Origin of the sequence: Nonomuraea sp. ZG12 (assembly GCF_052068115.1) — a bacterium.
Lineage (GTDB): Bacteria > Actinomycetota > Actinomycetes > Streptosporangiales > Streptosporangiaceae > Nonomuraea.
The window spans coordinates 174,741-196,539 of sequence record NZ_JBQHCW010000001.1; the positions used below are offsets into that span (position 1 = coordinate 174,741).

Sequence of the window (21,799 nt, forward strand, 5' to 3'; positions counted from 1 at the left end):
GACACGTCGGTAGCCTGGGGGATGTCATGAAGAAATCCCCGTTCGCGGCCGCCGCCGCGATTCTCGCTGCCCTGTTCGTGCTCGCCACCGCCGCGCCCGCCCTGGCGCACGACGCGCTCAAGAGCAGTGACCCGGCGAAGGGCGCCACGGTCAAGGCCCTCGACGAGGTCAAGCTGGAGTTCACCGGCAACGTGCGGATGCCGTTCGTCATCGTGCGCGGTGCCGGTGACGTCCAGCACCAGGCCGGGAAGCCGGACCTGGACGGGCCGGTGGTGACGCAGAAGCTCAAGGGCGAGCTGTCCGACGGCGCCTACGTGATCGCCTACCGGGTGGTCTCCTCGGACGGGCACCCGATCGAGGGCGAGGTCCCCTTCACGGTGAAGGGCGCCACGCCGTCGCCGTCGCAGACGGCGGCGAGCACCGAAGCCACCGCCACCGAGCCCGCCTCCCCTGCGGCTTCACCCGAGGACTCACCGGCCCAGTCACCCGTGCAGGCGCCGGCCGAGCCGGTCGCGGCCGAGGGTGCGGCCACGACCACCTTCCCGATCTGGCTGCTGGTCATCGTCGGCGCGCTCGTCGGCATCGGCGTCGGGTTCCTGCTGAGCGCGCGGAAGAAGAAGCCGTGAGCAGGGCCGCCCGGCTCGGGCTGGCGGCGGCCGTGGCGGCGGTCGCCGCCCTGGTGATCGCCATGATCGCCGGAGGCGCGGCGTTCCCCCGGATCATCCTGGGCGTGCCCTCGTCCGGCGTGGTCACGCGCTGGGGGCTGCCGGTCTCCAAGCTGTCCATGGACGTGGCCGGCCTGACCACGGTCGGCCTGCTGCTGGCGGCCACGATCCTGCTGCCCAACGACAAAGGCATGCTCGGCAAGGCCGCGCTCGGCTATGTCCGGGCCGCCTCGTGGGCGGCGCTGGCCTGGGCCGGGACGGCCTTCCTCACGATGGTGTTCAGCGTCTCCGACGTGTGGGCCAGGCCGGTCCCGGAGATCCTCAACCGCAGCTTCCTGGTCGGCTACGCCACCCAGGAGAGCCCCGGCATCGCGCTCACCCTCGTCGTGCTGTTCGGCGTGTCGATCGCGCTGTTCTCGCGGGGCGCCATCACCGCCGGGTCCACGGGCGCGCTGCTGCTGTTCTCCCTGGTCGCCCTGCTGCCGCCCGCGCTCACCGGGCACTCGGCGTCCTCGCCCAACCACGGCCTGGCCACCACCGGCCTGGCGCTGCACCTGCTCACGATGGCGTTGTGGGTCGGCGGGCTGGCGGTGCTCGCGCTGCACGCCGTACTGAAGAAGCCGCAGCTCGACGTGGCCGCCGACCGCTTCTCCACGATGGCCCTGTGGTGCTACGCCGGGGTCGGCGTGTCCGGGCTGGCGAGCGTGGTGGCCCGGCTGACCGACGTGTCCGACCTGTGGACGTCCAGCTACGGCGTGCTGATCGTGGCCAAGATCGTGGCCTTCGTGCTGCTCGGCTACGTGGGCTGGTGGCACCGGCAGCGCACGATGGTGGAGCTCACCGCGGGCAGGCCGCGCGCGTTCGCCCGGCTGGCCGGCGGCGAGCTGCTGCTCATGCTCGCCACCGTCGGCCTGGCCGTGGCGCTGGCGCGCACGCCCCCGCCGCCCGTCAGCCTGCCCGCCGGCCGCGCCTTCGACCTGCTGGGGTACCCGGTCCCGCCGCCGATCTCGCTGGCGAACATCGCCTCCCTGTGGTGGTTCGACCTGTTCTTCGCGATCGTGGCCGCCGTCCTGGCCGGCCTGTACGGCGCGGGCGTCGTCAGGCTGAGGCGCCGCGGCGACACGTGGTCGACGGGCCGCACCGTCTCCTGGTTCATCGGCGTGGTGATCCTGGTCCTCGTCACCCAGAGCGGCCTGGCCCGCTACGCCAAGGTCATGTTCGACGTGCACATGATCGAGCACATGACGCTTGCCATGATCGTGCCGATCTTCCTGGTCCTCGGCGGGCCCGTCACCCTCGCCCTGCGCGCGCTCAGGCCCGCCGCCAAGCGCGGCGACCGGGGGCCGCGCGAATGGCTGATGGCGATCCTGCACAGCCGGTTCGTCAAGGTCGCCGGGCATCCGGCCATCGCCACCGCGATCTTCATCGCCTCCACCTACGCGCTGTACTTCACGCCGCTGTTCGAGTCCGCGATGCAGGAGCATCTCGGGCACATCATCATGACCCTCCACTTCCTGGTGAGCGGCTGCCTGTTCTTCTGGGTGGTCATCGGCGTCGACCCGGGCCCCTACCGCCTGCCGCACGTCGGCAGGCTGCTGCTGCTCTTCGTCACCATGCCCTTCCACGCCTTCTTCGGCATCGCGCTGATGATGACGGGGTCGGTCATCGCCTCCGGCTGGTACGAGCAGCTCGACCGGACCTGGGGCGAGTCGTTGCTGCGCGAGCAGCAGAACGGCGGTGCCATCGCCTGGGGCTTCGGCGAGATCCCCACCCTGATCGTGCTGCTGGCCATCGCCGCGCAGTGGTACCAGAGCGACGAGCGCACCGCCCGGCGCAGCGACCGCAAGGCCGACCGGACCCCGGGCGGCGACCCGGAGCTCAACTCCTACAACGACTACCTGGCCCGCCTCAACCGCGCGGACAAGGGCGAGTGACGTAGGCGTTGGCGACCTGGGTCCACTTCCGGTGGCCGTGCGGCCGGGGATCCATGGACCTGGGTCAGATGCCGCGCGGGCCTGTGCCGCCGCCACCGCTCCGCCGACGTCCGGCGCCATGACACGGGGTGAGGCCGCCCGACGTATCGGTGCTCTACTGGATCATTCTGCCGATGACGGCAGGCATCGGACGCACCAACCGAAAAGAGGCGGCCTGACCATATATCCGCAGTAGCCGTACGGAGATGGCCACCTATCTTCGATCCATACGATTCTGGCATCGCGGGTAGCCTTTCCCCAGGGGGACAGTCGGGGGCGGTCTGCCGTCCAGTCGGAGGGGATACGCGTCACATGTGAAGCCGGTCGCGTGGAGACCGGCGCCTGCTCGGACCTCAGGAAGGCGGAGTTCGGGTTGACGAAAGATACGCGCATGCGCGAGGGGGAAGGCCTGGCCGAGGCGCTCGAAGCCTGTCTGTCCGACTGGTCACAGCGGACCGGGATCACCGTCGAGGTCTGGGCGCTGCCCTCCGCCGACGTGCCGTCGCGCACCGCCCAGGGGGTGCTCACGGCGATGAGGGAAGCCCTGGCCAACGTCGAGTCGCACAGCGGCGCCGGCGCGGTGTCGATCGCCGTGACCGCGGGCAGCGGCGGCCTGCGCATGACGGTCAGCGACCACGGCCAGGGATTCGACACCACGAAGGCGGCCCGGGGCATCGCCCGCATGCGGGCCGCGTTCGCGGAGCTCGGCGGCACGTTGACGGTCAGCAGCGTGCGGGGGGAGGGCACGACGGTGACAGGGGTGGTGCCTAGGCGAGGGTGAGGATCTCGCTGCCCGTCTCGGTCACCACGATCGTGTGCTCGAACTGGGCCGTGCGCTTGCGGTCCTTGGTCACGGCGGTCCACTGGTCGGGCCAGATGTCGTAGTCGATCGTGCCGAGCGTCAGCATGGGCTCGATGGTGAACGTCATGTTGGGCACCAGCTCCACCCGCAGGGACGGGTCGTCGTAGTGCGGCACCATCAGGCCGGAATGGAAGCTCGTGCCGATGCCGTGGCCGGTGAAGTCGCGGACCACGCCGTAGCCGAACCTCTTGGCGTACGCCTCGATGACCCGGCCGACCACGTTGAGCTGGCGGCCCGGGGCCACCGCCCTGATCGCCCGCATCGTCGCCTCGCGGGTGCGCTCCACCAGCAGCCGGGACTCCTCGTCGACCTCGCCCACCAGGAAGGTGGCGTCGGTGTCGCCGTGCACGCCGCCGATGAAGGCGGTGATGTCGACGTTGACGATGTCGCCGTCGCGCAGCACGGTGTCGTCGGGGATGCCGTGGCAGATCACCTCGTTGATGGAGGTGCACAGCGATTTGGGATAGCCCTTGTAGCCCAGGGTGCTCGGGTAGGCGCCGTGGTCGATGAGGTAATCATGACCGATCCGGTCGAGCTCGTCGGTGGTGACGCCGGGGCGCACGTGCCTGCCGACCTCTTCGAGCGCCTGGGCGGCGATCCGGCCCGCCACGCGCATGCGCTCGATCATCTCGGGGGTCTTGACGTCGGACTCGTCGATCTTGGGGCGCTTCTTGCCGACGTACTCCGGCCGCTCGATCTGGGCGGGGACCTTTCGCATGGGCGAGATTCGGCCGGGCTGGAGCAGAGTCGTCATGAAACACGAGTCTACGGGGCAGAATCGGTGACGTGAGCGATGGCCAATGGTGGTTCTGCCTCAAGCACATGCGCGTCGAGCCCGACCGGGGCTGCCCCGACAAGGATCGGATGGGCCCCTATGCGAGCGAGCAGGAGGCGGCCGGCGCCCTGCAGCGCGCGGCCGACCGTAACAAGGCGTGGGACGAGGCGGACCTGGACGACGACTGACCGGCTGACGGGGCTGCCTGACCGGGCTGCCTGACCGGCTGACCGGGCCGGCTGACTACGGCAGCACGGCGTAAGCGCGCACCGGGAAGGTGCCGAGGCCGGCGATCATCGGCGGCGCGGCGTGAAACCTGAACCCCTCGTCGGGCAGCGCCGCGAGGCCGGTCAGGTGCTCCACCAGCACGATGCCGGCCTTCAACAGCAGCGTGTGCGCCGGGCGCTCGCCGTGGGGCGGCGTGTCGTCGATGTTCGCCGAGTCGATCCCGACCAGCGCGGGGCCCTGCTCCGCGAGCCACGCCGCCGACTCGGGGGCGAGATAGGGGTGCTCGCCGACGTACGTCCCGGTCCCGAAGTGGCGGTCCCAGCCGGTGTGGATCAGCACGGCGCGGTCTCGTACGTCCAGATTCTGGTTGATCCGCACCTCTCGCCCGCCCTCGGCCCGCACCACGACGCCGGGCAGGTCGGCGAGCCTGCTCGCCGGCACCTGCGACAGGTCGGCGCCGTCGGGGTAGCGGTGGTGCGGGGTGTCGAGGTAGGTGCCGGTGTTGGCGGCCAGCGCGATCGTGCCCATGTGGAACTCGGTGCCCGGCGCGTACACCTCGCGGGAGTCCGCGCGGCTGAGGTGCACGCCGAGCCGCGGGGCGGGCACTCCCGGGTAGGTGATCATGCCTTCGACGATGCGATGGCTGAGTTCGACGATCACAACGGCTCCCTTCGTGGCAGGTGAGGTGCCCATGATGATTGACTCGGCTTCATGGACATCGACCCCCGCCGGTTACGAATCCTCCACGAGGTGGCGCGCCGGGGCGGCGTCATGCGGGCTGCCGAGGCCCTCTATCTCACCTCCTCGGCGGTATCTCAGCAACTCGCCCAGCTGGAGCGTGAGGTGGGACTGGCGCTCATCGACCGCTCCCAGCGCCGGGTCTCCCTCACCCCCGCCGGCCGCATCCTGGCCGGTTACGCCGAGCGCGTCGAGGACGAGCTGGCCGAGGCCAGGCGCGAGCTCACCCGCTTCACCGAGCGGCTGTCGGGCCCGGTCCGCATCGCGGCCTTCCCCACGGTGATCCACCACATCCTGGTCCCGGCCATGCGGGCTCTCGCCGGCAGCCACCCCAAGATCATTCCGTCCATCCACGAGGTGTACGGCCCGCCCGCCCTGCAGGAGCTCAGGCACGGCGTCGTGGACGTGCTGATCACCGAACGGGACATGAGCCTGCCCCGGCCCGCCCAGCCCTCACTGGCGTCCCGTGCCCTCTACGTGGACGAGTACCGCATCGTGGTACCGCCCGCCTGGCCGGAGCCGAAGCGGTTCGCCGACCTGGCCGACGTGCCGTGGGTGGCCAGTGAGTCCGACAAGGCCTGCGGTCAGGCGCTGGACCGGCTCGCCGCGCTGCACGGCTTCGAGCCGCGCAAGGTCCACGTGATCGGCGAGTTCGGGCCCACGCTGGCGCTGGTGGCGGCGGGTCACGGGGTGGCGATCGTGCCGACGCTGGCTCTCCTGGACGTGCCTGAGGGGGAGGTGCGGGTCAGCGACCTCGGCGACGTGGGGGCGCGCCGGATCGACGTGGTCACGCGGGGGAGCCGGACCAGGTCGGGGGAGCCCGACCCGGTGCAGGCGATCGTCATCGGGGCCGTCGAGGCCGCCACCGCCAGCCTGGACGCCACCCTGCGCGGCCATCTGCGCAGCGCCGAGCCGCAGGAGAGTTGAGTCACTCCTGCGCTGAGCCGCGGGAGAGCCGAGCCGCTCTCGCGTTGGCCGCGGGAGAGGTGAGCTACTCCGACACCCGTGGGCCGCTGACCCGGTCGAGCAGGCGGGCCAGCCGCTCGCGCAGGCCGGGGCGCTGCGGGATCTCGCCCGCGGCAGCGCTGACCAGGTGCTGGGCGCCGTCGAAGCTGACCGGCCCGTCGGCCGGGATGGCGATGGCGTCGTGGGCCAGCCCGGACAGCTCCCGGTCGCCGCCTTCAAGGGCCAGGATGGTGGCGCCGGTGCGGCGGGCGTCGTCGACGCGTTCGAGGAGCGGGACCGGCGCCTGCTGCTCAGCCACCACGAACAGGGTCTCGCCCCGCCTGGCCCGCTGGATGCGGTCGAGCCCGACCCGCAGGTGCGGGGGCGCGCCGGCCGACGGGGCCCAGCGCACCAGAGTGGGGGCGAGCTGCGGCAGGTCCGCCAGCCTGGCCTCGTCGGCGAGGTGGGCGGTCAGATGCCAGGGCTCCTCGTCGGGGGTGCCGACCAGCAGCAGGCCACCGGGGGAGCGGGTGGTGCGCAGGGCGCGGCCGAGCTCGCGGGTGCGCTCGACCCAGCCGGTCTCGGCGAGGAGGTCGCGCAGGTAGGCCACCGATCCTGAGTCCATGCACCCATGGTGCACGACATGCGCCACTTGGTAACCGGTTTCCTCCCCGATTCGGATGTCACATGTCTGACAATCCATCTCGTTATACCGTCATTCGTACTCTTGACAGGTGGTTACCGGCGGGTAACGATCGGTTTCGCGGCGCCGCCGTCCCGTGAGCGCACCCCCCTCGAGAGAGACGGCACACATGAAGTTACGTGTCCGCGTCAGCGTGTCCGCGATCCTGCTCCTGATCTTGTCCCTCGTCGCCACCCCGGCGCACGCCGCCACGGCGGGCGACGTCGTCACCGCCGAGCCCACCACCGTCTACCTGCTGCCCGGCCGTCACCTGGAGGTGCCGGTCAACGCCTGGCACCTGGTCTACCGCTCCACCTCTGCCACCGGCTCGCTCAACGCCGTGTCCGGCACCCTCCTGGTGCCCAAGGCGAGCTACTCCCTCGGGGCGCGGCCCATCGTCGGGTACGCCACCGGCACCCACGGCCTCGGCGACCAGTGCGCCCCCTCGGTGAGCATGAGCGAGGGCCGCGAGGCGGAGCTGGCCCTGATCAGCCTGTTCCTGCTCAAGGGCTTCGCCGTCGCCGTCACCGATTACGAGGGCCTCGGCACCCCGGGCACGCACACCTACATGGCGGGCGTCTCCCAGGGTCACGGCGTGCTCGACTCGATCAGGGCCGCCACCCGCGTCCCCGGAGCGGGCCTGTCGAACCGGGCCCCGGTGGCCGTGATGGGCTACTCGCAGGGCGGCGCGTCCGCCGGCTGGGCCGCCCAGCTCCACCCCGCCTATGCCCCGGAGCTCCGGCTCAAGGGCGTCGCCGCGGGCGGCGTCCCCGCCGACCTGCACGCCGTGGCCGACCACCTGGACGGCACCGACGACTTCGGCCTGGCCGCCGCCGCGGGCATCGGGCTGGACGCCGCCTACCCGGAGCTCGACCTTGAGGCCGACCTCAACGACCGGGGCCGCGACCTGCTGGCCGACGCCGCCGACGACTGCGTGGGCGACCTGGACAAGCTGGCCGGCCTCCGCTTCGCCGACATCAGCACCGTCGACCTGCTCAACCAGCCCAAGTGGCTGGCCCGCCTGGCCGAGAACAGGCTCGGCTCGACGCCTCCCCGGGTGCCGATGTTCCTCTACCACGCACGCGGTGACGAGACCATCCCGCACGAGGTCGGCGCCGCCCTGCGCACGCAGTACTGCGCCGCCGGCGTGAACGCCAGATGGGCGTCCCTGTCGGCGAACAGCCACGTGCTCGGCGCCGTCCAGGGCGGGCCGCTGGCGATCGAGTGGCTGGCGCTGCGGCTGTACGGCCTGCCCGCCTTCGGCAACTGCTGACCGGTGCCCCGCCGCCGGGCCCCCGTCCAGCCGGGGCCCGGCGATGGCCATCGGCGCGAAGCTGGCATGATCGAGGCTATGACTGACGTGAGCGGGCTTTCCATCGGTATTCTCGGCGGCACCGGTGACCAGGGCAAAGGGTTGGCGCTACGGTTCGCCATGGCCGGGCTGCGCGTGGTGATCGGGTCGCGCAGCGCCGAGCGGGCGAGCGAGGCGGCCGACTCCATCGGCTCGGGCGCGACCGGCGCCGCCAACTCCGAGGTCGCCGCCGGATGCGACATCGTGATCGTGGCGGTGCCCTACGACGGGCACAAGGCGCTGCTGGAGTCGCTGGCCACGGAGCTGGCCGGGAAGATCGTGGTCGACTGCGTGAACCCGCTGGGGTTCGACAAGAAGGGCGCCTACGCGCTGCCCGTGGCGGAGGGCAGCGCCGCCCAGCAGGCCGCGGCGGTGCTGCCGGACAGCCGGGTGGTCGCGGCGTTCCATCACGTGTCCGCCGTGCTGCTGATGGATCCGGCCGTGGAGAAGGTGGACCTGGACGTCCTCGTGCTCGGCGACGACCGCGAGGCCACCGACACGGTGCAGGCCCTGGCGGAGCTCATCCCCGGGGTGCGCGGCGTCTTCGGCGGCCGGCTGCGCAACGCCTTCCAGGTGGAGGCGCTGACCGCCAACCTCATCTCGATCAACCGCCGCTACAAGGCGCACGCCGGCCTGCGCGTCACCGACATCTGACGACCGTCCGGCCGATCACGGCCGACCCCGCGTCGGCAGTCCGGACCGGACTGCCGACGCGGGGCCGTCGCGCCGGGCGGTCAGTCACAGCCAGCCCGCGTCCTCGGCGATGCGGATGGCGTCGATCTTGTTCCGGGCGCCGGTCTTGGTGATCGCGCCCGTCAGGTAGTTGCGCACGGTGCCGGGCGACAGGTGCAGGCGGGAGGCGATCTCCTCCGCCGAGGACCCTCTGGCCGCCTCCCTCAGCACGCTCGACTCGCGCGGCGTCAGCGGGCTCTCGCCGTACTCCATCGCCGAGGACACCAGCTCGGCGTCCAGCACGCGCAGGCCCGCCGCCGTGCGTCTGATGGCGTCCGCCAGGCGGTCGCCGGGCGCGTCCTTGACCAGGAACGCCTCGATGCCGGCCGTGAGCGCGCGACGTACCTGACCCGGCTGCCCCAGCGCGGTGAGCACCAGGACCCGGCACGACGGCAGCCGCTCGCGCAGCGAGACGGCGGCGGTGATGCCGTCCAGGACCGGCAGGTCGATGTCCAGGACCGCCACGTCGGGGCGGCTGGCCAGCGCGGCGGGGACGATCTCGTCACCTCGCGTGACCTCGGCGACCACTTCGAGATCCGGCTCCAGCCGCAACAGGGCCGTGAGAGCGGCCCGGATCATGTGCATGTCCTCCGCGAGCAGCACCTTGATCACGCGACCCACCCGCCGTCGGCCTTCATGCCTGTACGTCCGCCGTCCGCTCTCATGTCCGCACGCCCGCCGTCCGCTCTCATGTCTGTACGTCCGCCGTCCGGTCGCATGCCGGGACCTCCACCGCCAGCAGGAAGCCGTTCGGGCCGCTGGGGACGACGGTGAGGGTGCCGCCCGCCTGGACGGCGCGTTCGGCCAGGCTGGTGAGGCCGCCGCCGGCCGGGGCGCGCTCGCCGGTGGCGCCGTCGTTGGCCACCTCGAGGCGCAGCCGCCCTTCGTGCGCCGACGTGGTGATCGTGCAGGTGGTGGCCAGGCTGTGCCGCAGGACGTTGGTGACCGCCTCGCGCACCGCCCAGGCCAGCGTCTCGTCCGAGAGTTTCGGCAGCGGGGTGTCGGCGAGGTGGGCCTGGCAGCTCACGCCGGACGACTCCAGCAGCGCCACGGCCCGGTTCACCTCGCCGGCCAGGGACAGCTCTCGGTAGCCGCGCGCCACCTGCCGCACGTCCTGGGCCGCCTCCCTGGCCACCTTGACCAGCTCGGCCACCTCGCTCCGGGCCGTGTCCGGGTCGCGGTCCAGCAGCCGGGAGGCCAGGTCGCCCTTGAGCGCGATGGCGGTGAGGCTGCGCCCCAGGCCGTCGTGCAGGTCGCGGGAGATGCGCAGCCGCTCCTTGAGCACCGCGGCCTCCGCCAGCTCGGCCCTGGCCTGCTCAAGGTCGGCGGTGACACGGACGAAGCGGACCAGGGCGTAGGTCAGCGCGCCGGTGATGGGCACCGAGGAGGCGTAGAAGAGGGTGATCACGATGGCGGGCAGTCCGGCGAACAGGGCCACGCCCTCGTAGGCGACCATCAGGGTCACGGCGGCGGCGCCCCAGCGCAGCGGCAGGAGCACCAGCACCACGCCGGCCAGCAGCGGCGCGGCGATCGCGGAGTAGCCGGTGGGCAGCAGGAAGTCGGGCAGGTAGGTGACGACGGCCTGCCCCGCCAGGGTGAGCGGGAACAGCGGGGGCCGCTCCCCGCGCAGCCCGGCCCGCATGTTCAGGTAGTGCAGGCAGACGACCCCGAGCATCGCGAGGCCGGCCACCAGGCCGTACATCGGATCGATGAAGACGTACACCAGCCCCGGCAGCGAGTAGGTGATGGCCACGCCGGTGATCAGGCCGGCCGCCAGACGCCGTGCGGAGGTGGAGGTCACGGGCACGATTATGACCGTCGTGGCTCCCACCGGAACCAGAGCCTCAGCGCCACGGCCCCGACGGCCGCCCAGCAGGCCAGGTTCAGGGCGGGCCCGGCCACCGCGCCGGTGGAGATGGCGTCCACCACGGCGGTGGTCGGCAGCAGGTCCAGCGCGGTGCGTACGAAGGAAGGCAGCGGGATCGGCCCCATCGCGCCCGCGCCGATCCCGGCCAGCAGGAAGACGGGCACGGTGTAGGCGGCGGCCAGCTCGGCGCGCGAGATCGCGGCCGTGTAGGCGGCGCCGAGCAGGGCCATCACGGCGGAGCCCGCGACGATGGCGGCGCCGAACAGCAGCGGGTCGGGCGGGAACGGCACGTCGGCGAGGAACCGCACGGCCACCATGGACAGCAGGATCAGGCCCACGGTCTGCGTCACCGTGCTGGCGATCTGACCTGCCAGGATCTGCCCGTCGGTCAGTCGCGTGGTGCGCAGCCGCTTGAGCACGAGCTGGTCGCGGCGGCTCGTCAGGGCGACGACGATGTTCATGAACGCGGTGATCGCCAGCAGCACGGCCAGTATGCCGTGGAAGAGCTGGGCGACGTCGGCCAGGTTGCCGGGCCGGACGTTGCGCATGAGCACCGGCAGCCCGACGGCCAGCCCCACGGGTGTCACGACCGAGGCGAACAGCATGGTGCGGTCCCGCCAGAACAGGCGGGTGCCGAGGCGGTAGGTGGCGGCGACGCTCATCGGGCGCTCCTGGTCAGGTCGAGGAAGAGGTCTTCGAGCGTGGCCGCGCGGACCTCCAGGCCCGTCAGCCGCAGGCCGCGTCCGGCGGCCCAGGTCAGCAGCATCTGCGCGGCCAGGTCCGGGTCGCCGGCCCGGCAGACGGCGATCTCGCCCTCCACCGTGACCGGCAGCGGCAGGTCGGCCGGCCGCACGCCTTCGGGCAGCCGGAACGCCACCCGGCCGCTGCAGGTGGCGAGCGTCTCCGCCATGCCGCCGGCCGCGACGATCTCACCCTCGTCCAGGATCGCCATCGAGGTGGCCAGCCGCTGCGCCTCCTCCAGATAGTGGGTGGTGAGCAGGATCGTGGTGCCCCGTGCGGCCAGGCCGCGCACCACCTCCCAGGTGTCGCGCCGTCCCTCCGCGTCCATGCCGGTGGTCGGCTCGTCCAGGAAGAGCACGTCCGGCCCGCCCAGCAGGGCCAGCGCCAGATCCAGCCGCCGCTTCTCGCCGCCGGAGAGCTGGCGCACCTTGGTGCCCGCCTTGGCGGTCAGGCCGGCCAGCTCCAGCGCCTCGCCGCGCGGGCGGGGCGCGGCGGTGAAGTCGCGCCACGTGTCGACGGTCCGCGCCACGGTCAGGTCGGGGAAGAACCCGGCCTCCTGCAGCATGATGCCGGTCCGCTGCCGCACGGCCGCGCGGTCGGCGACCGGGTCGAGGTCGTGCACGCGTACGGTCCCGCCGTCGGGCCGCTGGAAGCCCGCGAGCAGCTCCACGGCCGTGGTCTTGCCCGCGCCGTTCCTGCCGAGCAGTGCGAAGATCTCACCGGCGGGCACCTCGAACGAGATGCCCCGCAGGGCCGCGAAGTCGCCGTAGTTCTTCCTGAGGTCGTGCACCCGAATCGCTGTCATGACTGTGACTATGTCGGCGGCGCGTTGCGGACGGCAGTGAAGAATTCATGACTTTCGCGACAGCCTCAGCAGCGCGCCGGCCACCTCCTCCGGGTCCACGAGCTGGTGCAGATGCATGCCGGGCGTGCGCAGCACCGGCCAGCCGCGCCGCCGCGCCTCCTCGGCCACCGTGTCGTACGGCGGGCCGTACCACAGGCACGAGCACCTGACGGCGTCCCACCCGGCGGGCACCGGGATCGGGTCGGTGTAGAAGCCGAGCGGCAGCCTCGGCTGCTCCGCCACCACCCGCTCCCGCACGGCCGCGTCGGCGGGGAACATGGGCGCGACGTCCTCCTCGCTCCACCAGTCCGTCCAGCGCGGCAGCACCCCGTCGGGGCCGGCCAGCTCACGCAGGAACGGCAGGAAGCCCTCCTGCCCGGCCCGCACCAGCCCGCGCGCCGGCGGCAGATGCGCGTCCGCGAACACGCACGCCACCACCCGCTCGCCCAGGCCCTCCTTGACCACCGGCAGGAACAGCCCCGCGTTGCTGTGCGCGACCAGCACGAGAGGCGTCTCGGGCGCCGCCGCGCGCACCGCCGCCACCACCCTCGGCCAGTACGGCGCGGGGCCGGCCGTCACCCCGGTCAGGTCGGGCACCACGGCGGCGTGTCCCCTGCGCTCCAGCGCCGCCCCCACCGGCGCCCACGTCGAAGGTCCCACGCTGGGACTGTGCACGAGCACGAACGTCATAAGCCCACCTTGCCGCACCCCGAGCACCCCTCCCCGCCATGTCAGCTCAGGGCGGAGGAGTCCTCCAGGGCCGGCGGGTCAGACGATGAGGGTGTGGCGGGAGGCGGGGCGCTCCACCCCGTCGTAGGAGCGCCAGGCGGCGGCCAGCGCGCGCACCGCCTGCGACAGCTCCTCGCGGGGAAACAGGAAGTGCAGCCGCAGGTGGTCCTCATGACCGCCCAGCGGGTCGAACGACCTGCCGGGCGGCACCGCGGCCCCATGCCGGAGCGCCACCTGCGCGAAGGATCCCGCATCGCCGCGCGGCAGCCGTACCCAGATCGTCTGACCGCCCTGGGCGGGCTCGAACGACCACGACGGCAGGTGCGCGCGCAGCTCGGCGCACAGGTGGTCGTGGCGGGCGCGCAGCGTGCGCACGCGCGCCCGCCGGATGTCCGCCAGCCGCCGCAGCAGCGCGACGGCGGCGAGCTGGCCCACCACCTCACCGCCCAGATCGTGTACGGCGCGCAGCCGGGCCAGCCGGGAGATCAGGGGAGCGGGGGCGCGGATCCAGCCGATCCGCAGCCCGCCCCACACCACCTTGCTCAGCGAGGCGATCGTGATGACCTGCTCGCCGCGGGCGTAGGAGGCGACGGGAGCGGGGGTCCGGCCGTCGAAGCAGAGCTCGGCGCAGACCTCGTCCTCGATCAGCGGCACGTCGTGCCCGGCGGCGAACGCGGCCAGGCGTCTGCGGCCGCCCGCGTCCATGACCGAGCCGGTGGGGTTGCTCGCGGTCGGCACCGCGTAGACCAGCGCGGGACGCTCACGCGACGCGGCGGCCAGGCCGGGCGGGTCCAGCGTCACGGGGCGGACGACGGCGGCGGCGTGCCGGAACACCTCGATCGCCCCCGGGTACGTCGGGGACTCGGTCAGCACCGTGTCGCCGGGCGACACCAGCAGGCCGGTGAGCAGCGTGAGCGCCTGCTGCGCGCCGGTCGTCACGATGATCTCCCGCGCGGTCGTGGGCAGGCCGCGGTCACGGTAGTAGGAGGCCACGGCCGCACGCAGGGCCGCGTTCCCGGCGGGCTGGTAGCCCAGGTCACGCATCCCGGCCAGGCGTTCGATCGCCTCCGCGTACGCCTCGGCGAGCTCGGGCGGCGGCTCGTCCGGCGCGGCGCAGGTCAGCAGCCGCACCCCGTCAGGCGGGTCCAGGATGTGCAGGAGCAGCGGGTTGGCCACCACCCCGTCGGCGGTGCGGGTGGCGGGCAGGTCCAGCGCGGCCACCCGGGTGCCGCTGCCCTGGCGGCGCACCACACGGCCCTGCTGCCGCAGCAGGTCGTAGGCGGCCACCACGGTGCCCCTGCCGACCGCCAGCCGCCCCGCGAGCATCCGGTCCGGCGGCAGCCGGAGGCCCGGAGGCAGCACGCCGTCGTCGATGAGCGCCCTCAGGCGGGCGGTGAGCAGCAGGTAGAGGGGCCCACGACCGGAAGCCCAGCGGCCGAGCCGGTCGACCAGGTCATCGGTATTGGCCTCATTCATGAACCAATTTTGTCTGATTGGCTCTGCTGGAGGGCCTAGTTCGCGGACATCCTTACGGGTATGAGCGATTACCGTCCCGAAACGAGGGCTGTCCACCTGCCCCAGCCGATCATCGAGGGCAGCCGCCCGATCGCCGTGCCCCTCTACCAGACCTCCGGCTTCGTCTTCGACGACCCCGAGGTCATGGCGAACGCGATGAGCCGCCCGGACGGCCCGTTCGTCTACGGCCGGTACACCAACCCCACCGTCCGCTCCCTCGAACAGGCGATCTCCGGCCTGGAGGGCGGCAGCGGCGCCGTCGCCACCGGGTCCGGCATGGGCGCCGTCAACATCGTGCTGCTCGGCCTGCTCCAGCCGGGCGACCACTTCATCGCGCAGCAGGCCCTGTACGGCGGGACCGCCGCGATGATCAACGAGCTGGCCGGCAGGTTCGGCATCACCGTCAGCTACGTGCCCGAGGACGACCCCGACGCCCTGCGCGCCGCCGTGCGGCCCGAGACCAAGCTCGTCTACCTGGAGACCATCGCCAACCCGATGGGCCAGGTCGCCGACCTGCCGGGGATGTTCGCGGCGGCACGCGAGCTCGGCCTCGTCTCCGTGGTGGACAACACCTTCGCCACCCCCATGCTCTGCCGCCCGATCGAGCACGGCGCCGACATCGTCATCCACTCCACCACCAAGTACCTGTCCGGGCACACCGACGTCGTCGGCGGCATGGCCGTCTTCGCCGACGACGCGCTCTACAAGAAGGTGTGGCACTTCGCCATCGAACTCGGCGCGTCGGCCGACCCGTTCGCCGCCTGGCTCACCCTGCGCGGCCTGCAGACGCTGCCGCTGCGGATGGAGCGGCACTGCGCCAACGCCCGGCTGCTCGCCACCCGCCTCGCCGACCACCCCGCGGTGGCGGCCGTGCACTGGCCCGGCCTGCCGTCGCACCCGTCGTACGAGCTCGCGGGCAAGCTGCTGCCGGACTTCGGCGGCGTGTTCGCCTTCGACCTGGCCGGCGGGCGCGCGGCGGGGGAGAAGTTCATGAGTTCGGTACGGCTCGCGCTGCTGGCTCCCTCGTTGGGCGGTGTCGAGACGCTCATCCTGCAACCGGCCACCACCTCACACCGCGCGCTGAGCGCCGACGAGCTGGCCAGGCACGGGATCAGCGAGGGCACGGTGCGGGTCGCCGTCGGCATCGAGCACCCCGAGGACCTGTGGGCCGACTTCGAGCAGGCGTTGACGTAGAACTGAGGGAGCAGCCGACGATCGAAGGGCCAACTGTGATGACGGTGTCATACGAGGACGTGGTGAGCGCGGCCGAGCGCATCGGCGGCCATGTGCTGCGCACGCCCGTGCTCGAGATCGCGCCGGGGCGGTTCCTCAAGCTGGAGCAGCTCCAGCACTCCGGATCGTTCAAGGTACGGGGGGCGTTCAACCGCATCCTGTCGGCGGGCGAGCTCCCGGAGGACGGCGTGATCGCGGCCAGCGGCGGCAACCACGGGCTCGCCGTCGCCTACGCCGCGCGGGCGCTCGGCGTCCGGGCGGAGATCTTCGTGCCGGAGGTGACGAGCCCGGTGAAGCTGGCCGGGCTGCGCGCCCTCGGCGCCCACGTCACCCAGACCGGGGCCATCTACTCCGAGGCGGCGGAGGCGGCGGCCAAGCGCGCGGCCGAGACGGGCGCGCTCAAGGTGCACGCCTACGACCAGCCGGAGGTGGTGGCAGGTCAGGGCACCACCGGGCTGGAGCTGATGGCCCAGACGGGCGGCGTGGACACCGTCGTCGCGGCGGTCGGCGGCGGCGGCTTCGCGGCCGGCGTGGCCGTGGGCGCCGGCATCCTCGCCGGGGGGCCCAAGCTGGTCGCGGTGGAGCCCGAGCGGATCCCGACGTTGCACGAGGCGCTCAAGGCCGGCGGGCCGGTGCCCGTCGAGGTGAGCGGGATCGCGGCCGACGCGCTCGGCGCCAGCCGGCTCGGCGACCTGGCCTACGACATCCTGTCCCGGGCCGGCGCGCTGAGCGTGCTCGTCACGGACGACGCCATCGTGGCGGCGCGCCGTACCCTCTGGGAAGAGCATCACCTGGTCGCCGAGCACGCGGGCGCGACCGCGTACGCGGCACTGCTGTCGGGCGTCTACGTCCCCGAGCCCGGCGAGCGGGTCGCGGTGCTGGTGTGCGGCGCCAACACCGACACCGCGACCCTGGCGCACGGGCAGGGCTGACCGCCGGAGCGGCGGTTACCGGTAGGTGTGCTCGGGGGCGGGGAAGGCGCCGCTGATCACGTCGTCGGCGAAGGCGCGGGCGGCGCGGTCGAGGTCGCCGGCGAGGTCGGCGTACTGCTTGACGAAGCCGGCCGGGTGCGGCGTCAGGCCCATGAGGTCCTGCCAGACCAGCACCTGGGCGTCCGTGCCGGGGCCCGCGCCGATGCCGATCGTGGGGATCGCCAATGACGCGGTCACCCGCGCGGCCAGGTCGGCGGGCACGCATTCGAGGACCACGGAGAAGGCGCCGGCCCGCTCCAGGTCCTTGGCGTCGGCCATGAGCTTTTCGCCCTCCTGGCCGCGCCCCTGGACGCGGTAGCCGCCGAGCACGTTGACCGACTGCGGCGTCAGCCCGAGGTGCGCCATCACCGGGACGCCCGCCGAGACCAGGGCTTCGACCTGGGGCAGGATGCGCCGCCCGCCCTCCAGCTTGACCGCGTGGGCGCCGGCCTCCTTCATGAAGCGGGCCGCCGACTCCAGCGCCTGTCCCGGTGAGGACTGGTAGGAGCCGAACGGCAGGTCGGCCACCACGAGGGCGCGTGCGGAGCCGCGCACCACGGCCGCGGTCAGTGACAGCAGCTCGCCGACGGTGACGGGGAGGGTGGAGTCGTGGCCGTACACGACCATCGCGGCCGAGTCGCCCACCAGCAGGACCGGGATGCCCGCCTGGTCGAACGCGCGGGCCGTCATCGCGTCGTAGGCGGTGACCATGGGCCACCGCTCTCCGCGCTTCTTGGCCGCGGCGAGGTCGCGCACGGTGACGCGGCGACCGGAGACGCCGCCGTACAGGGTGGATGAAGACATGAGACAGCCTCCAGAGACGTCTCGAGGCGCCCCAGCGGCGTCCCCGGACTCCTCCCGATGATGCCACGGCGGAAAACGGGTGGCGAAAGTGTCGGTACGGGTTGCCACAATAGGCCCGGAGGTAAGCAATAAAAATGGCTCTCGAACCTTACCGGCGTCTGTTCCGGCTCCCCGGCGTCGGCGTGCTGCTGGCGGTCGGCGTGCTGGCCCGCGTCCCTGTCACGGCGATCGGGATGGCGCTGACGCTGCACGCGGTCGAGTCCCTCGACCTCGGCTACATCATGGCCGGGCTGCTCACGATGGCGAGCACGGTGGGCCTGGCGGTCGGGTCCCCGCTGTCGGGGCGGCTCGTCGACCGTTACGGCCTGCGTCCCGTCCTGGCGGTCACCACGGCGGCGCAGGCGCTGTTCTGGGCCACCGCCTGGGCTCTGCCGTTCCCCGTGCTGGTCGGCGCGGCGGCGGTGGCGGGGCTGCTGGGGCTGCCGGTGTTCAGCGTGGTCCGGCAGTGCCTGGCCGCCATGGTGCCGCTGGAGCAGCGCCGCACGGCCTTCTCGCTCGACTCGATGTTCGTGGAGCTGTCCTATATGACGGGGCCGGCGCTGGCGGTGTTCGGGATGATCACGTTCGGCAGCGGGCCGACGATGGCCGTCATCGCGATCGGCCTGACCGGGTCCGGCCTGGCGCTGCTGCTGCTCAATCCGCCGATCAGGTCGGCCGAGGAGCTGGCGGAGCCCGGGGCGAAGGTGTCGCGGCGGCAGTGGCTCACGCCGGGCCTGCTCGCCCTGCTCGCCACCGTGGCCGCCGCCACCTTCGTGCTCACCGCCACCGAGCTGGCGATGGTCGCCACCATGGAGGGCTCGAAGCAGACGGCGTGGATCGGGCTGGCCGTCGGCATCTGGTGCGTCTACTCCCTGACCGGTGGGTTCGTCTATGGCGGGCTGTCGCGCGGGTTCTCGCCGTTGCTGCTCATCGCGAGCATGGCCCTGCTCACCGTGCCCGTGGGGCTGGTGTCGGGCGCGTGGTGGTGGCTGGTGCTCGCGCTGCTGCCGTCGGGCCTGCTGTGCGCCCCGTCGCTGTCGTCCACCGTCGAGGCGCTCACCCGCAGGGTGCCCGCCGGGGCCAGGGGAGAGGCCATGGGCCTGCACGGCACCGCCCTGCTGATCGGTGCGGCCGCGTCCGCGCCCGTCGCCGGGGCGATCATCGACGCCCACGGGGCCGGCTGGGCGTTCGCCGTGGCGGGGCTGATCGGCGTCACGATCGTGCTGGTCGCGCTGCCGTTCTCGCGTCGGCCGCCGCGGCCGCCCGCGGAGACGCTCAGCGGCGACCTGAGCGGTGACGCGCTGCAGGAGGCGCCCGCCCCGGGCTGAGCGAGTGTGATCCATATTACGAAACGGCACCGTTGCGTATCGAAATACCTTGCGATACGGTTGCGTAGCGAAACTTGACCGTATCGAAATTGAGGTGCTGTTGTGAACCCCAACACGGGCCATCCACGCCGCTGGGCGATCCTCGGCGTGCTGGTGTTCAGCCTGCTGGCGGTCGTGCTCGACAACACGATCCTGAACGTGGCGATGAAGACCATCGCCGACCCGGTGGCCGGGCTGGGGGCGACGCAGAGCGAGCTGGAGTGGGCGATCAACTCCTACACGCTGGTGTTCGCCGGACTGCTGTTCACCTTCGGCGTGATCGGCGACCGCACGGGCCGTAAGCGGATGCTCTTCATCGGCATGCTGCTGTTCGGCCTGGCCTCGCTGGCCAGTGCCTATGCGCAGGATCCGACCCAGTTGATCCTGGCCAGGGCGGCGATGGGCATCGGCGGCGCGGCGATCATGCCCGCGACGCTGGCCATCATCTCCAACGTCTTCCCGCCCAGTGAGCGCGGCAAGGCCATCGGAATCTGGGCGGCCGGCGTCGGCTTGGCGGTCGCGATCGGGCCGATCACCGGCGGCCTGTTGCTCGAGCACTTCTGGTGGGGCTCGGTCTTCCTGATCAACGTGCCGATCGTGCTGATCAGCATGGTGCTCATCGCCGCCATCGTGCCCGAGTCGCGTGACCCGAAGCCGTCGAAGCTCGACCCCGTCGGCGTGCTGCTGTCGATCATCGGCCTGGTCGCCGTCGTCTACGGCATCATCCGGGGCGGCGAGCTGGCCACCTTCACCTCCGCCGAGGTGCTGGTGCCCACGCTGTTCGGCGTGGCCGTGCTCGGCGTGTTCGTCTGGTGGGAGCGGCGCATCGACAACCCGGTCTTCGACGTCCGCAACTTCAGCAACGTCAAGTTCAGCTCGGCCATCGCCATGATGGGCATCGTCTTCTTCGCGATGATGGGCGGGATGTTCTTCCTGACCTTCTACCTGCAGATCGTGCTGGGCTACAGCGCGGTGCAGGCGGGAGCGCTGATGATCCCGTTCGCCGCGGCGCAGCTCATCTTCTCGCCGCTCAGCCAGCGGGTGAACGAGCGGTTCGGGGCCAAGCTGTCGGCCACGGTCAGCCTGATCGTGGTCACGCTGGTGCTGGCGAGCTACGCCCTGTTCGACCAGAACACCCCGGTCCTGTTGATCCTGGTCGTCTTCTTCGTGCAGGGTGCCGCGATGGCCAACATCATGCCGCCGGCCACCACCGCGATCATGGAGGCGCTGCCCCGCGAGAAGGCCGGCGTCGGCTCGGCCATGAGCAACACCGTCCGGCAGGTCGCCGGCGCGCTCGGCGTGGCCGTGCTCGGCTCGGTGCTGTCGTCCACCTACCGCGGGGAGATCGCGCCGACCCTGCAGGGCCTCCCGGCCGCCGCCCAGCACGCGGGCGGCGAGTCGATCATGGGAACCGTCGAGGTCGCCAGGGAGCTCGGCGAGCGCGGGCAGGCCATGCTGCAGCCCGCCTACGAGGCGTTCCTGCACGGCATGCACATCACCGCGCTGGTGTCGGCGGTGGTCGCGCTGTTCGGCGTCGCCGTCGTGGCGAGGTGGATGCCCGGCAAGCCCCCCCGGGTGGTGCCGTCGGAGCAGAAGGAACCAGCGGTAGTGTGAGGCCCCGATGACCATCCAGGAACCGGTGACGGCCCGCCCGGTAGGCCGCCCACGCAGCGAGAAGGCCGAGCGTGCGATCGTCGAGGCGACCCTCGACCTGATCGCCGAGGGCATGGGGATCTCCGAGCTGTCCATCGAGGCGATCGCGTCGAGGGCGGGCGTCGGCAAGACGACCATCTACCGGCGCTGGTCCAACAAGGAGGACCTCGTCGTCGACGCGCTCGCCACGCTCAAGGCACCGCTGCCGAAGCTGGCCGGGAAGTCGGTGCGCGACGACCTGATCGTCCTGGCCGACGCCATGCGCCAGGAGTCGGGCCACAGCCGCGCCCGGTGCGTGATGAACATCGCGATGAGCGAGGCGGACCGCAATCCGCGGCTCACCGAGCGCTTCTTCAAGCGGGCGATCGAGCCGCGGCGGGCGGCCATGCGTGAGACGCTCGCGCGCGGCGTCGCCACCGGCGAGCTCAAGCCGGACCTGGACGTGGAGATGGGCATGGCGCTGCTGTCGGGCGCCATGCTCTGGTACGGCAAGTGGGGGCCCGCCGGCGAGCTGCCGGAGGACCTGGCCGAGCGTGTCGTCGACCACGTCCTCACGGGCCTGGGCGCCTGATCAGACGGCTTCGCCCAGGATCGGGCGGCCGTGCTCCAGGTAGACGGTCTCGCCCAGGTCGCGGGCGACGGCGGCGGCCTTGACCCGGAGGGCGAGCCGTTCGATCAGCACGTCGTCCAGCTCGTCCACCGCGTAGAAGTCGTAGGCGCTCAGCTCGTGGTCGGCGAACGTGATCCGCGCCCGCGCCTCCGGCCCGAGCACGTCGCCGTCGAACACGAAGAGGATCAGCTCGCCCACCTCCGGATGCGGCGCCCAGTCGGCCACGAGCAGCCGCCCGATCGGCGGCCGGATGCCGAGCTCCTCCCGCACCTCGCGCACGCACGCCTGGTAGGGCGTCTCGCCCGGCTCGACGTGCCCGCCCGGGATGTCCAGGGAGGGCTTGTACGTGGGCCGCACCAGCATCACGCGGTCACCCTCGTCGAAGAACAGGGCTCCGGCGGCGGCGCGAGCCCGGGCGGGCGGCGCATCGTGATCGCTCACTCTCTGACAGTACGTGAGCAGTGACCAAGCACCA

Annotated in this window: 23 protein-coding genes; 12 read left to right on the forward strand and 11 right to left on the reverse strand. The window is 72.2% G+C overall.

What is annotated here, in order from left to right:
• Positions 1–26 precede the first annotated feature (26 nt).
• The 3 genes from ACTMTF_RS00685 (at position 27) to ACTMTF_RS00695 (ending at position 3,419) form a co-directional block, all read left to right on the forward strand.
• The gene (locus ACTMTF_RS00685) at positions 27–626 is read left to right on the forward strand and encodes a copper resistance CopC family protein (RefSeq protein WP_441108738.1); all 600 of its coding nucleotides are present in this window, start codon (positions 27–29) and stop codon (positions 624–626) included.
• The gene (locus ACTMTF_RS00690) at positions 623–2,599 is read left to right on the forward strand and encodes a cytochrome c oxidase assembly protein (RefSeq protein WP_397001361.1); all 1,977 of its coding nucleotides are present in this window, start codon (positions 623–625) and stop codon (positions 2,597–2,599) included. The genes ACTMTF_RS00685 and ACTMTF_RS00690 overlap by 4 nt, the downstream gene beginning before the upstream one ends.
• A gap of 430 nt (positions 2,600–3,029) precedes the next feature.
• The gene (locus ACTMTF_RS00695) at positions 3,030–3,419 is read left to right on the forward strand and encodes a sensor histidine kinase (RefSeq protein WP_441108739.1); all 390 of its coding nucleotides are present in this window, start codon (positions 3,030–3,032) and stop codon (positions 3,417–3,419) included.
• Here the strand turns inward: ACTMTF_RS00695 and map are convergent.
• A complete protein-coding gene (map, locus tag ACTMTF_RS00700) occupies positions 3,406–4,254 on the reverse strand; it encodes a type I methionyl aminopeptidase (protein ID WP_397001357.1) in 849 nt (282 codons plus the stop codon). The two genes, ACTMTF_RS00695 and map, sit on opposite strands and share 14 nt — an antisense overlap.
• A 32-nt stretch (positions 4,255–4,286) precedes the next feature.
• Here map and ACTMTF_RS00705 point away from each other — a divergent pair, with 32 nt between their 5' ends.
• The gene (locus ACTMTF_RS00705; protein WP_189143216.1) at positions 4,287–4,463 is read left to right on the forward strand and encodes a hypothetical protein; all 177 of its coding nucleotides are present in this window, start codon (positions 4,287–4,289) and stop codon (positions 4,461–4,463) included.
• A gap of 55 nt (positions 4,464–4,518) precedes the next feature.
• Here the strand turns inward: ACTMTF_RS00705 and ACTMTF_RS00710 are convergent, their stop codons facing one another.
• Complete coding sequence (locus ACTMTF_RS00710; RefSeq protein ID WP_441108740.1) at positions 4,519–5,163, reverse strand: cyclase family protein; 645 nt, start codon at positions 5,161–5,163, stop codon at positions 4,519–4,521.
• A gap of 51 nt (positions 5,164–5,214) precedes the next feature.
• Between ACTMTF_RS00710 and ACTMTF_RS00715 the strand changes: the two genes are divergently transcribed.
• On the forward strand, positions 5,215–6,168 hold the full coding sequence (locus ACTMTF_RS00715; RefSeq protein ID WP_441108741.1) for a LysR family transcriptional regulator: 954 nt from the start codon (positions 5,215–5,217) through the stop codon (positions 6,166–6,168).
• Between the two features lie 64 nt (positions 6,169–6,232).
• Here ACTMTF_RS00715 and ACTMTF_RS00720 read toward each other — a convergent pair whose 3' ends face one another.
• Complete coding sequence (locus ACTMTF_RS00720; RefSeq protein ID WP_397001351.1) at positions 6,233–6,811, reverse strand: hypothetical protein; 579 nt, start codon at positions 6,809–6,811, stop codon at positions 6,233–6,235.
• Between the two features lie 187 nt (positions 6,812–6,998).
• Between ACTMTF_RS00720 and ACTMTF_RS00725 the strand changes: the two genes are divergently transcribed.
• Positions 6,999–8,141 (forward strand): lipase family protein, encoded by a 1,143-nt coding sequence (locus ACTMTF_RS00725; protein ID WP_441108742.1) that lies wholly within the window; start codon positions 6,999–7,001, stop codon positions 8,139–8,141.
• Between the two features lie 78 nt (positions 8,142–8,219).
• Entirely contained in the window at positions 8,220–8,873 is a 654-nt protein-coding gene (gene npdG, locus ACTMTF_RS00730) for an NADPH-dependent F420 reductase (protein ID WP_441108743.1), read from the forward strand.
• Positions 8,874–8,957: 84 nt separating this feature from the next.
• Here npdG and ACTMTF_RS00735 read toward each other — a convergent pair whose 3' ends face one another.
• The 6 genes from ACTMTF_RS00735 to yczR all read right to left on the reverse strand — a co-directional run bounded on the left by ACTMTF_RS00735 (position 8,958) and on the right by yczR (position 14,608).
• The gene (locus ACTMTF_RS00735; protein ID WP_441108744.1) at positions 8,958–9,563 is read right to left on the reverse strand and encodes a response regulator transcription factor; all 606 of its coding nucleotides are present in this window, start codon (positions 9,561–9,563) and stop codon (positions 8,958–8,960) included.
• A gap of 76 nt (positions 9,564–9,639) precedes the next feature.
• On the reverse strand, positions 9,640–10,752 hold the full coding sequence (locus ACTMTF_RS00740; protein ID WP_441108745.1) for a sensor histidine kinase: 1,113 nt from the start codon (positions 10,750–10,752) through the stop codon (positions 9,640–9,642).
• Between the two features lie 8 nt (positions 10,753–10,760).
• Entirely contained in the window at positions 10,761–11,480 is a 720-nt protein-coding gene (locus tag ACTMTF_RS00745; RefSeq protein ID WP_441108746.1) for an ABC transporter permease, read from the reverse strand.
• Complete coding sequence (locus tag ACTMTF_RS00750) at positions 11,477–12,364, reverse strand: ABC transporter ATP-binding protein (protein WP_441108747.1); 888 nt, start codon at positions 12,362–12,364, stop codon at positions 11,477–11,479. The genes ACTMTF_RS00745 and ACTMTF_RS00750 overlap by 4 nt, the downstream gene beginning before the upstream one ends.
• Before the next feature lie 45 nt (positions 12,365–12,409).
• On the reverse strand, positions 12,410–13,093 hold the full coding sequence (locus tag ACTMTF_RS00755; RefSeq protein WP_441108748.1) for an alpha/beta hydrolase: 684 nt from the start codon (positions 13,091–13,093) through the stop codon (positions 12,410–12,412).
• Between the two features lie 78 nt (positions 13,094–13,171).
• Positions 13,172–14,608: a MocR-like transcription factor YczR gene (gene yczR / locus ACTMTF_RS00760; protein WP_441108749.1), complete on the reverse strand. Its 1,437-nt coding sequence runs from the start codon at positions 14,606–14,608 to the stop codon at positions 13,172–13,174.
• 60 nt (positions 14,609–14,668) lie between these two features.
• Here yczR and ACTMTF_RS00765 point away from each other — a divergent pair, with 60 nt between their 5' ends.
• Entirely contained in the window at positions 14,669–15,841 is a 1,173-nt protein-coding gene (locus ACTMTF_RS00765; RefSeq protein WP_441108750.1) for a trans-sulfuration enzyme family protein, read from the forward strand.
• A 38-nt stretch (positions 15,842–15,879) separates the two neighbouring features.
• A complete protein-coding gene (locus ACTMTF_RS00770) occupies positions 15,880–16,812 on the forward strand; it encodes a threonine/serine dehydratase (RefSeq protein WP_441108751.1) in 933 nt (310 codons plus the stop codon).
• Positions 16,813–16,827: 15 nt separating this feature from the next.
• Here ACTMTF_RS00770 and panB read toward each other — a convergent pair whose 3' ends face one another.
• The gene (gene panB / locus ACTMTF_RS00775; RefSeq protein ID WP_441108752.1) at positions 16,828–17,655 is read right to left on the reverse strand and encodes a 3-methyl-2-oxobutanoate hydroxymethyltransferase; all 828 of its coding nucleotides are present in this window, start codon (positions 17,653–17,655) and stop codon (positions 16,828–16,830) included.
• Between the two features lie 134 nt (positions 17,656–17,789).
• Here panB and ACTMTF_RS00780 point away from each other — a divergent pair, with 134 nt between their 5' ends.
• The 3 genes from ACTMTF_RS00780 (at position 17,790) to ACTMTF_RS00790 (ending at position 21,285) form a co-directional block, all read left to right on the forward strand.
• Positions 17,790–19,022, forward strand: coding sequence for an MFS transporter (locus tag ACTMTF_RS00780; RefSeq protein WP_441108753.1), 1,233 nt, complete (start codon positions 17,790–17,792; stop codon positions 19,020–19,022).
• A 102-nt stretch (positions 19,023–19,124) separates the two neighbouring features.
• On the forward strand, positions 19,125–20,675 hold the full coding sequence (locus ACTMTF_RS00785; protein WP_441108754.1) for an MFS transporter: 1,551 nt from the start codon (positions 19,125–19,127) through the stop codon (positions 20,673–20,675).
• A 7-nt stretch (positions 20,676–20,682) separates the two neighbouring features.
• Positions 20,683–21,285, forward strand: a complete 603-nt coding sequence (locus tag ACTMTF_RS00790; RefSeq protein WP_441108755.1) for a TetR/AcrR family transcriptional regulator — start codon at positions 20,683–20,685, stop codon at positions 21,283–21,285.
• Here the strand turns inward: ACTMTF_RS00790 and ACTMTF_RS00795 are convergent, their stop codons facing one another.
• Entirely contained in the window at positions 21,286–21,765 is a 480-nt protein-coding gene (locus tag ACTMTF_RS00795) for an NUDIX domain-containing protein (RefSeq protein WP_441108756.1), read from the reverse strand. It lies immediately after the preceding gene.
• Between the last annotated feature and the right edge of the window lie 34 nt (positions 21,766–21,799).

Bases quoted from the DNA above. Each gene is read 5' to 3' on its own strand.
- ACTMTF_RS00685 (WP_441108738.1), top strand. From the start codon at position 27: ATGAAGAAATCCCCGTTCGCGGCCGCCGCCGCGATTCTCGCTGCCCTG.
- ACTMTF_RS00695 (WP_441108739.1), top strand. From the start codon at position 3,030: ATGCGCGAGGGGGAAGGCCTGGCCGAGGCGCTCGAAGCCTGTCTGTCC.
- map (WP_397001357.1), bottom strand. From the start codon at position 4,254: ATGACGACTCTGCTCCAGCCCGGCCGAATCTCGCCCATGCGAAAGGTC.
- ACTMTF_RS00715 (WP_441108741.1), top strand. From the start codon at position 5,215: ATGGACATCGACCCCCGCCGGTTACGAATCCTCCACGAGGTGGCGCGC.
- ACTMTF_RS00720 (WP_397001351.1), bottom strand. From the start codon at position 6,811: ATGGACTCAGGATCGGTGGCCTACCTGCGCGACCTCCTCGCCGAGACC.
- ACTMTF_RS00725 (WP_441108742.1), top strand. From the start codon at position 6,999: ATGAAGTTACGTGTCCGCGTCAGCGTGTCCGCGATCCTGCTCCTGATC.
- npdG (WP_441108743.1), top strand. From the start codon at position 8,220: ATGACTGACGTGAGCGGGCTTTCCATCGGTATTCTCGGCGGCACCGGT.
- ACTMTF_RS00745 (WP_441108746.1), bottom strand. From the start codon at position 11,480: ATGAGCGTCGCCGCCACCTACCGCCTCGGCACCCGCCTGTTCTGGCGG.
- ACTMTF_RS00750 (WP_441108747.1), bottom strand. From the start codon at position 12,364: ATGACAGCGATTCGGGTGCACGACCTCAGGAAGAACTACGGCGACTTC.
- ACTMTF_RS00755 (WP_441108748.1), bottom strand. From the start codon at position 13,093: ATGACGTTCGTGCTCGTGCACAGTCCCAGCGTGGGACCTTCGACGTGG.
- yczR (WP_441108749.1), bottom strand. From the start codon at position 14,608: ATGAATGAGGCCAATACCGATGACCTGGTCGACCGGCTCGGCCGCTGG.
- ACTMTF_RS00765 (WP_441108750.1), top strand. From the start codon at position 14,669: ATGAGCGATTACCGTCCCGAAACGAGGGCTGTCCACCTGCCCCAGCCG.
- ACTMTF_RS00770 (WP_441108751.1), top strand. From the start codon at position 15,880: ATGACGGTGTCATACGAGGACGTGGTGAGCGCGGCCGAGCGCATCGGC.
- panB (WP_441108752.1), bottom strand. From the start codon at position 17,655: ATGTCTTCATCCACCCTGTACGGCGGCGTCTCCGGTCGCCGCGTCACC.
- ACTMTF_RS00780 (WP_441108753.1), top strand. From the start codon at position 17,790: ATGGCTCTCGAACCTTACCGGCGTCTGTTCCGGCTCCCCGGCGTCGGC.
- ACTMTF_RS00790 (WP_441108755.1), top strand. From the start codon at position 20,683: ATGACCATCCAGGAACCGGTGACGGCCCGCCCGGTAGGCCGCCCACGC.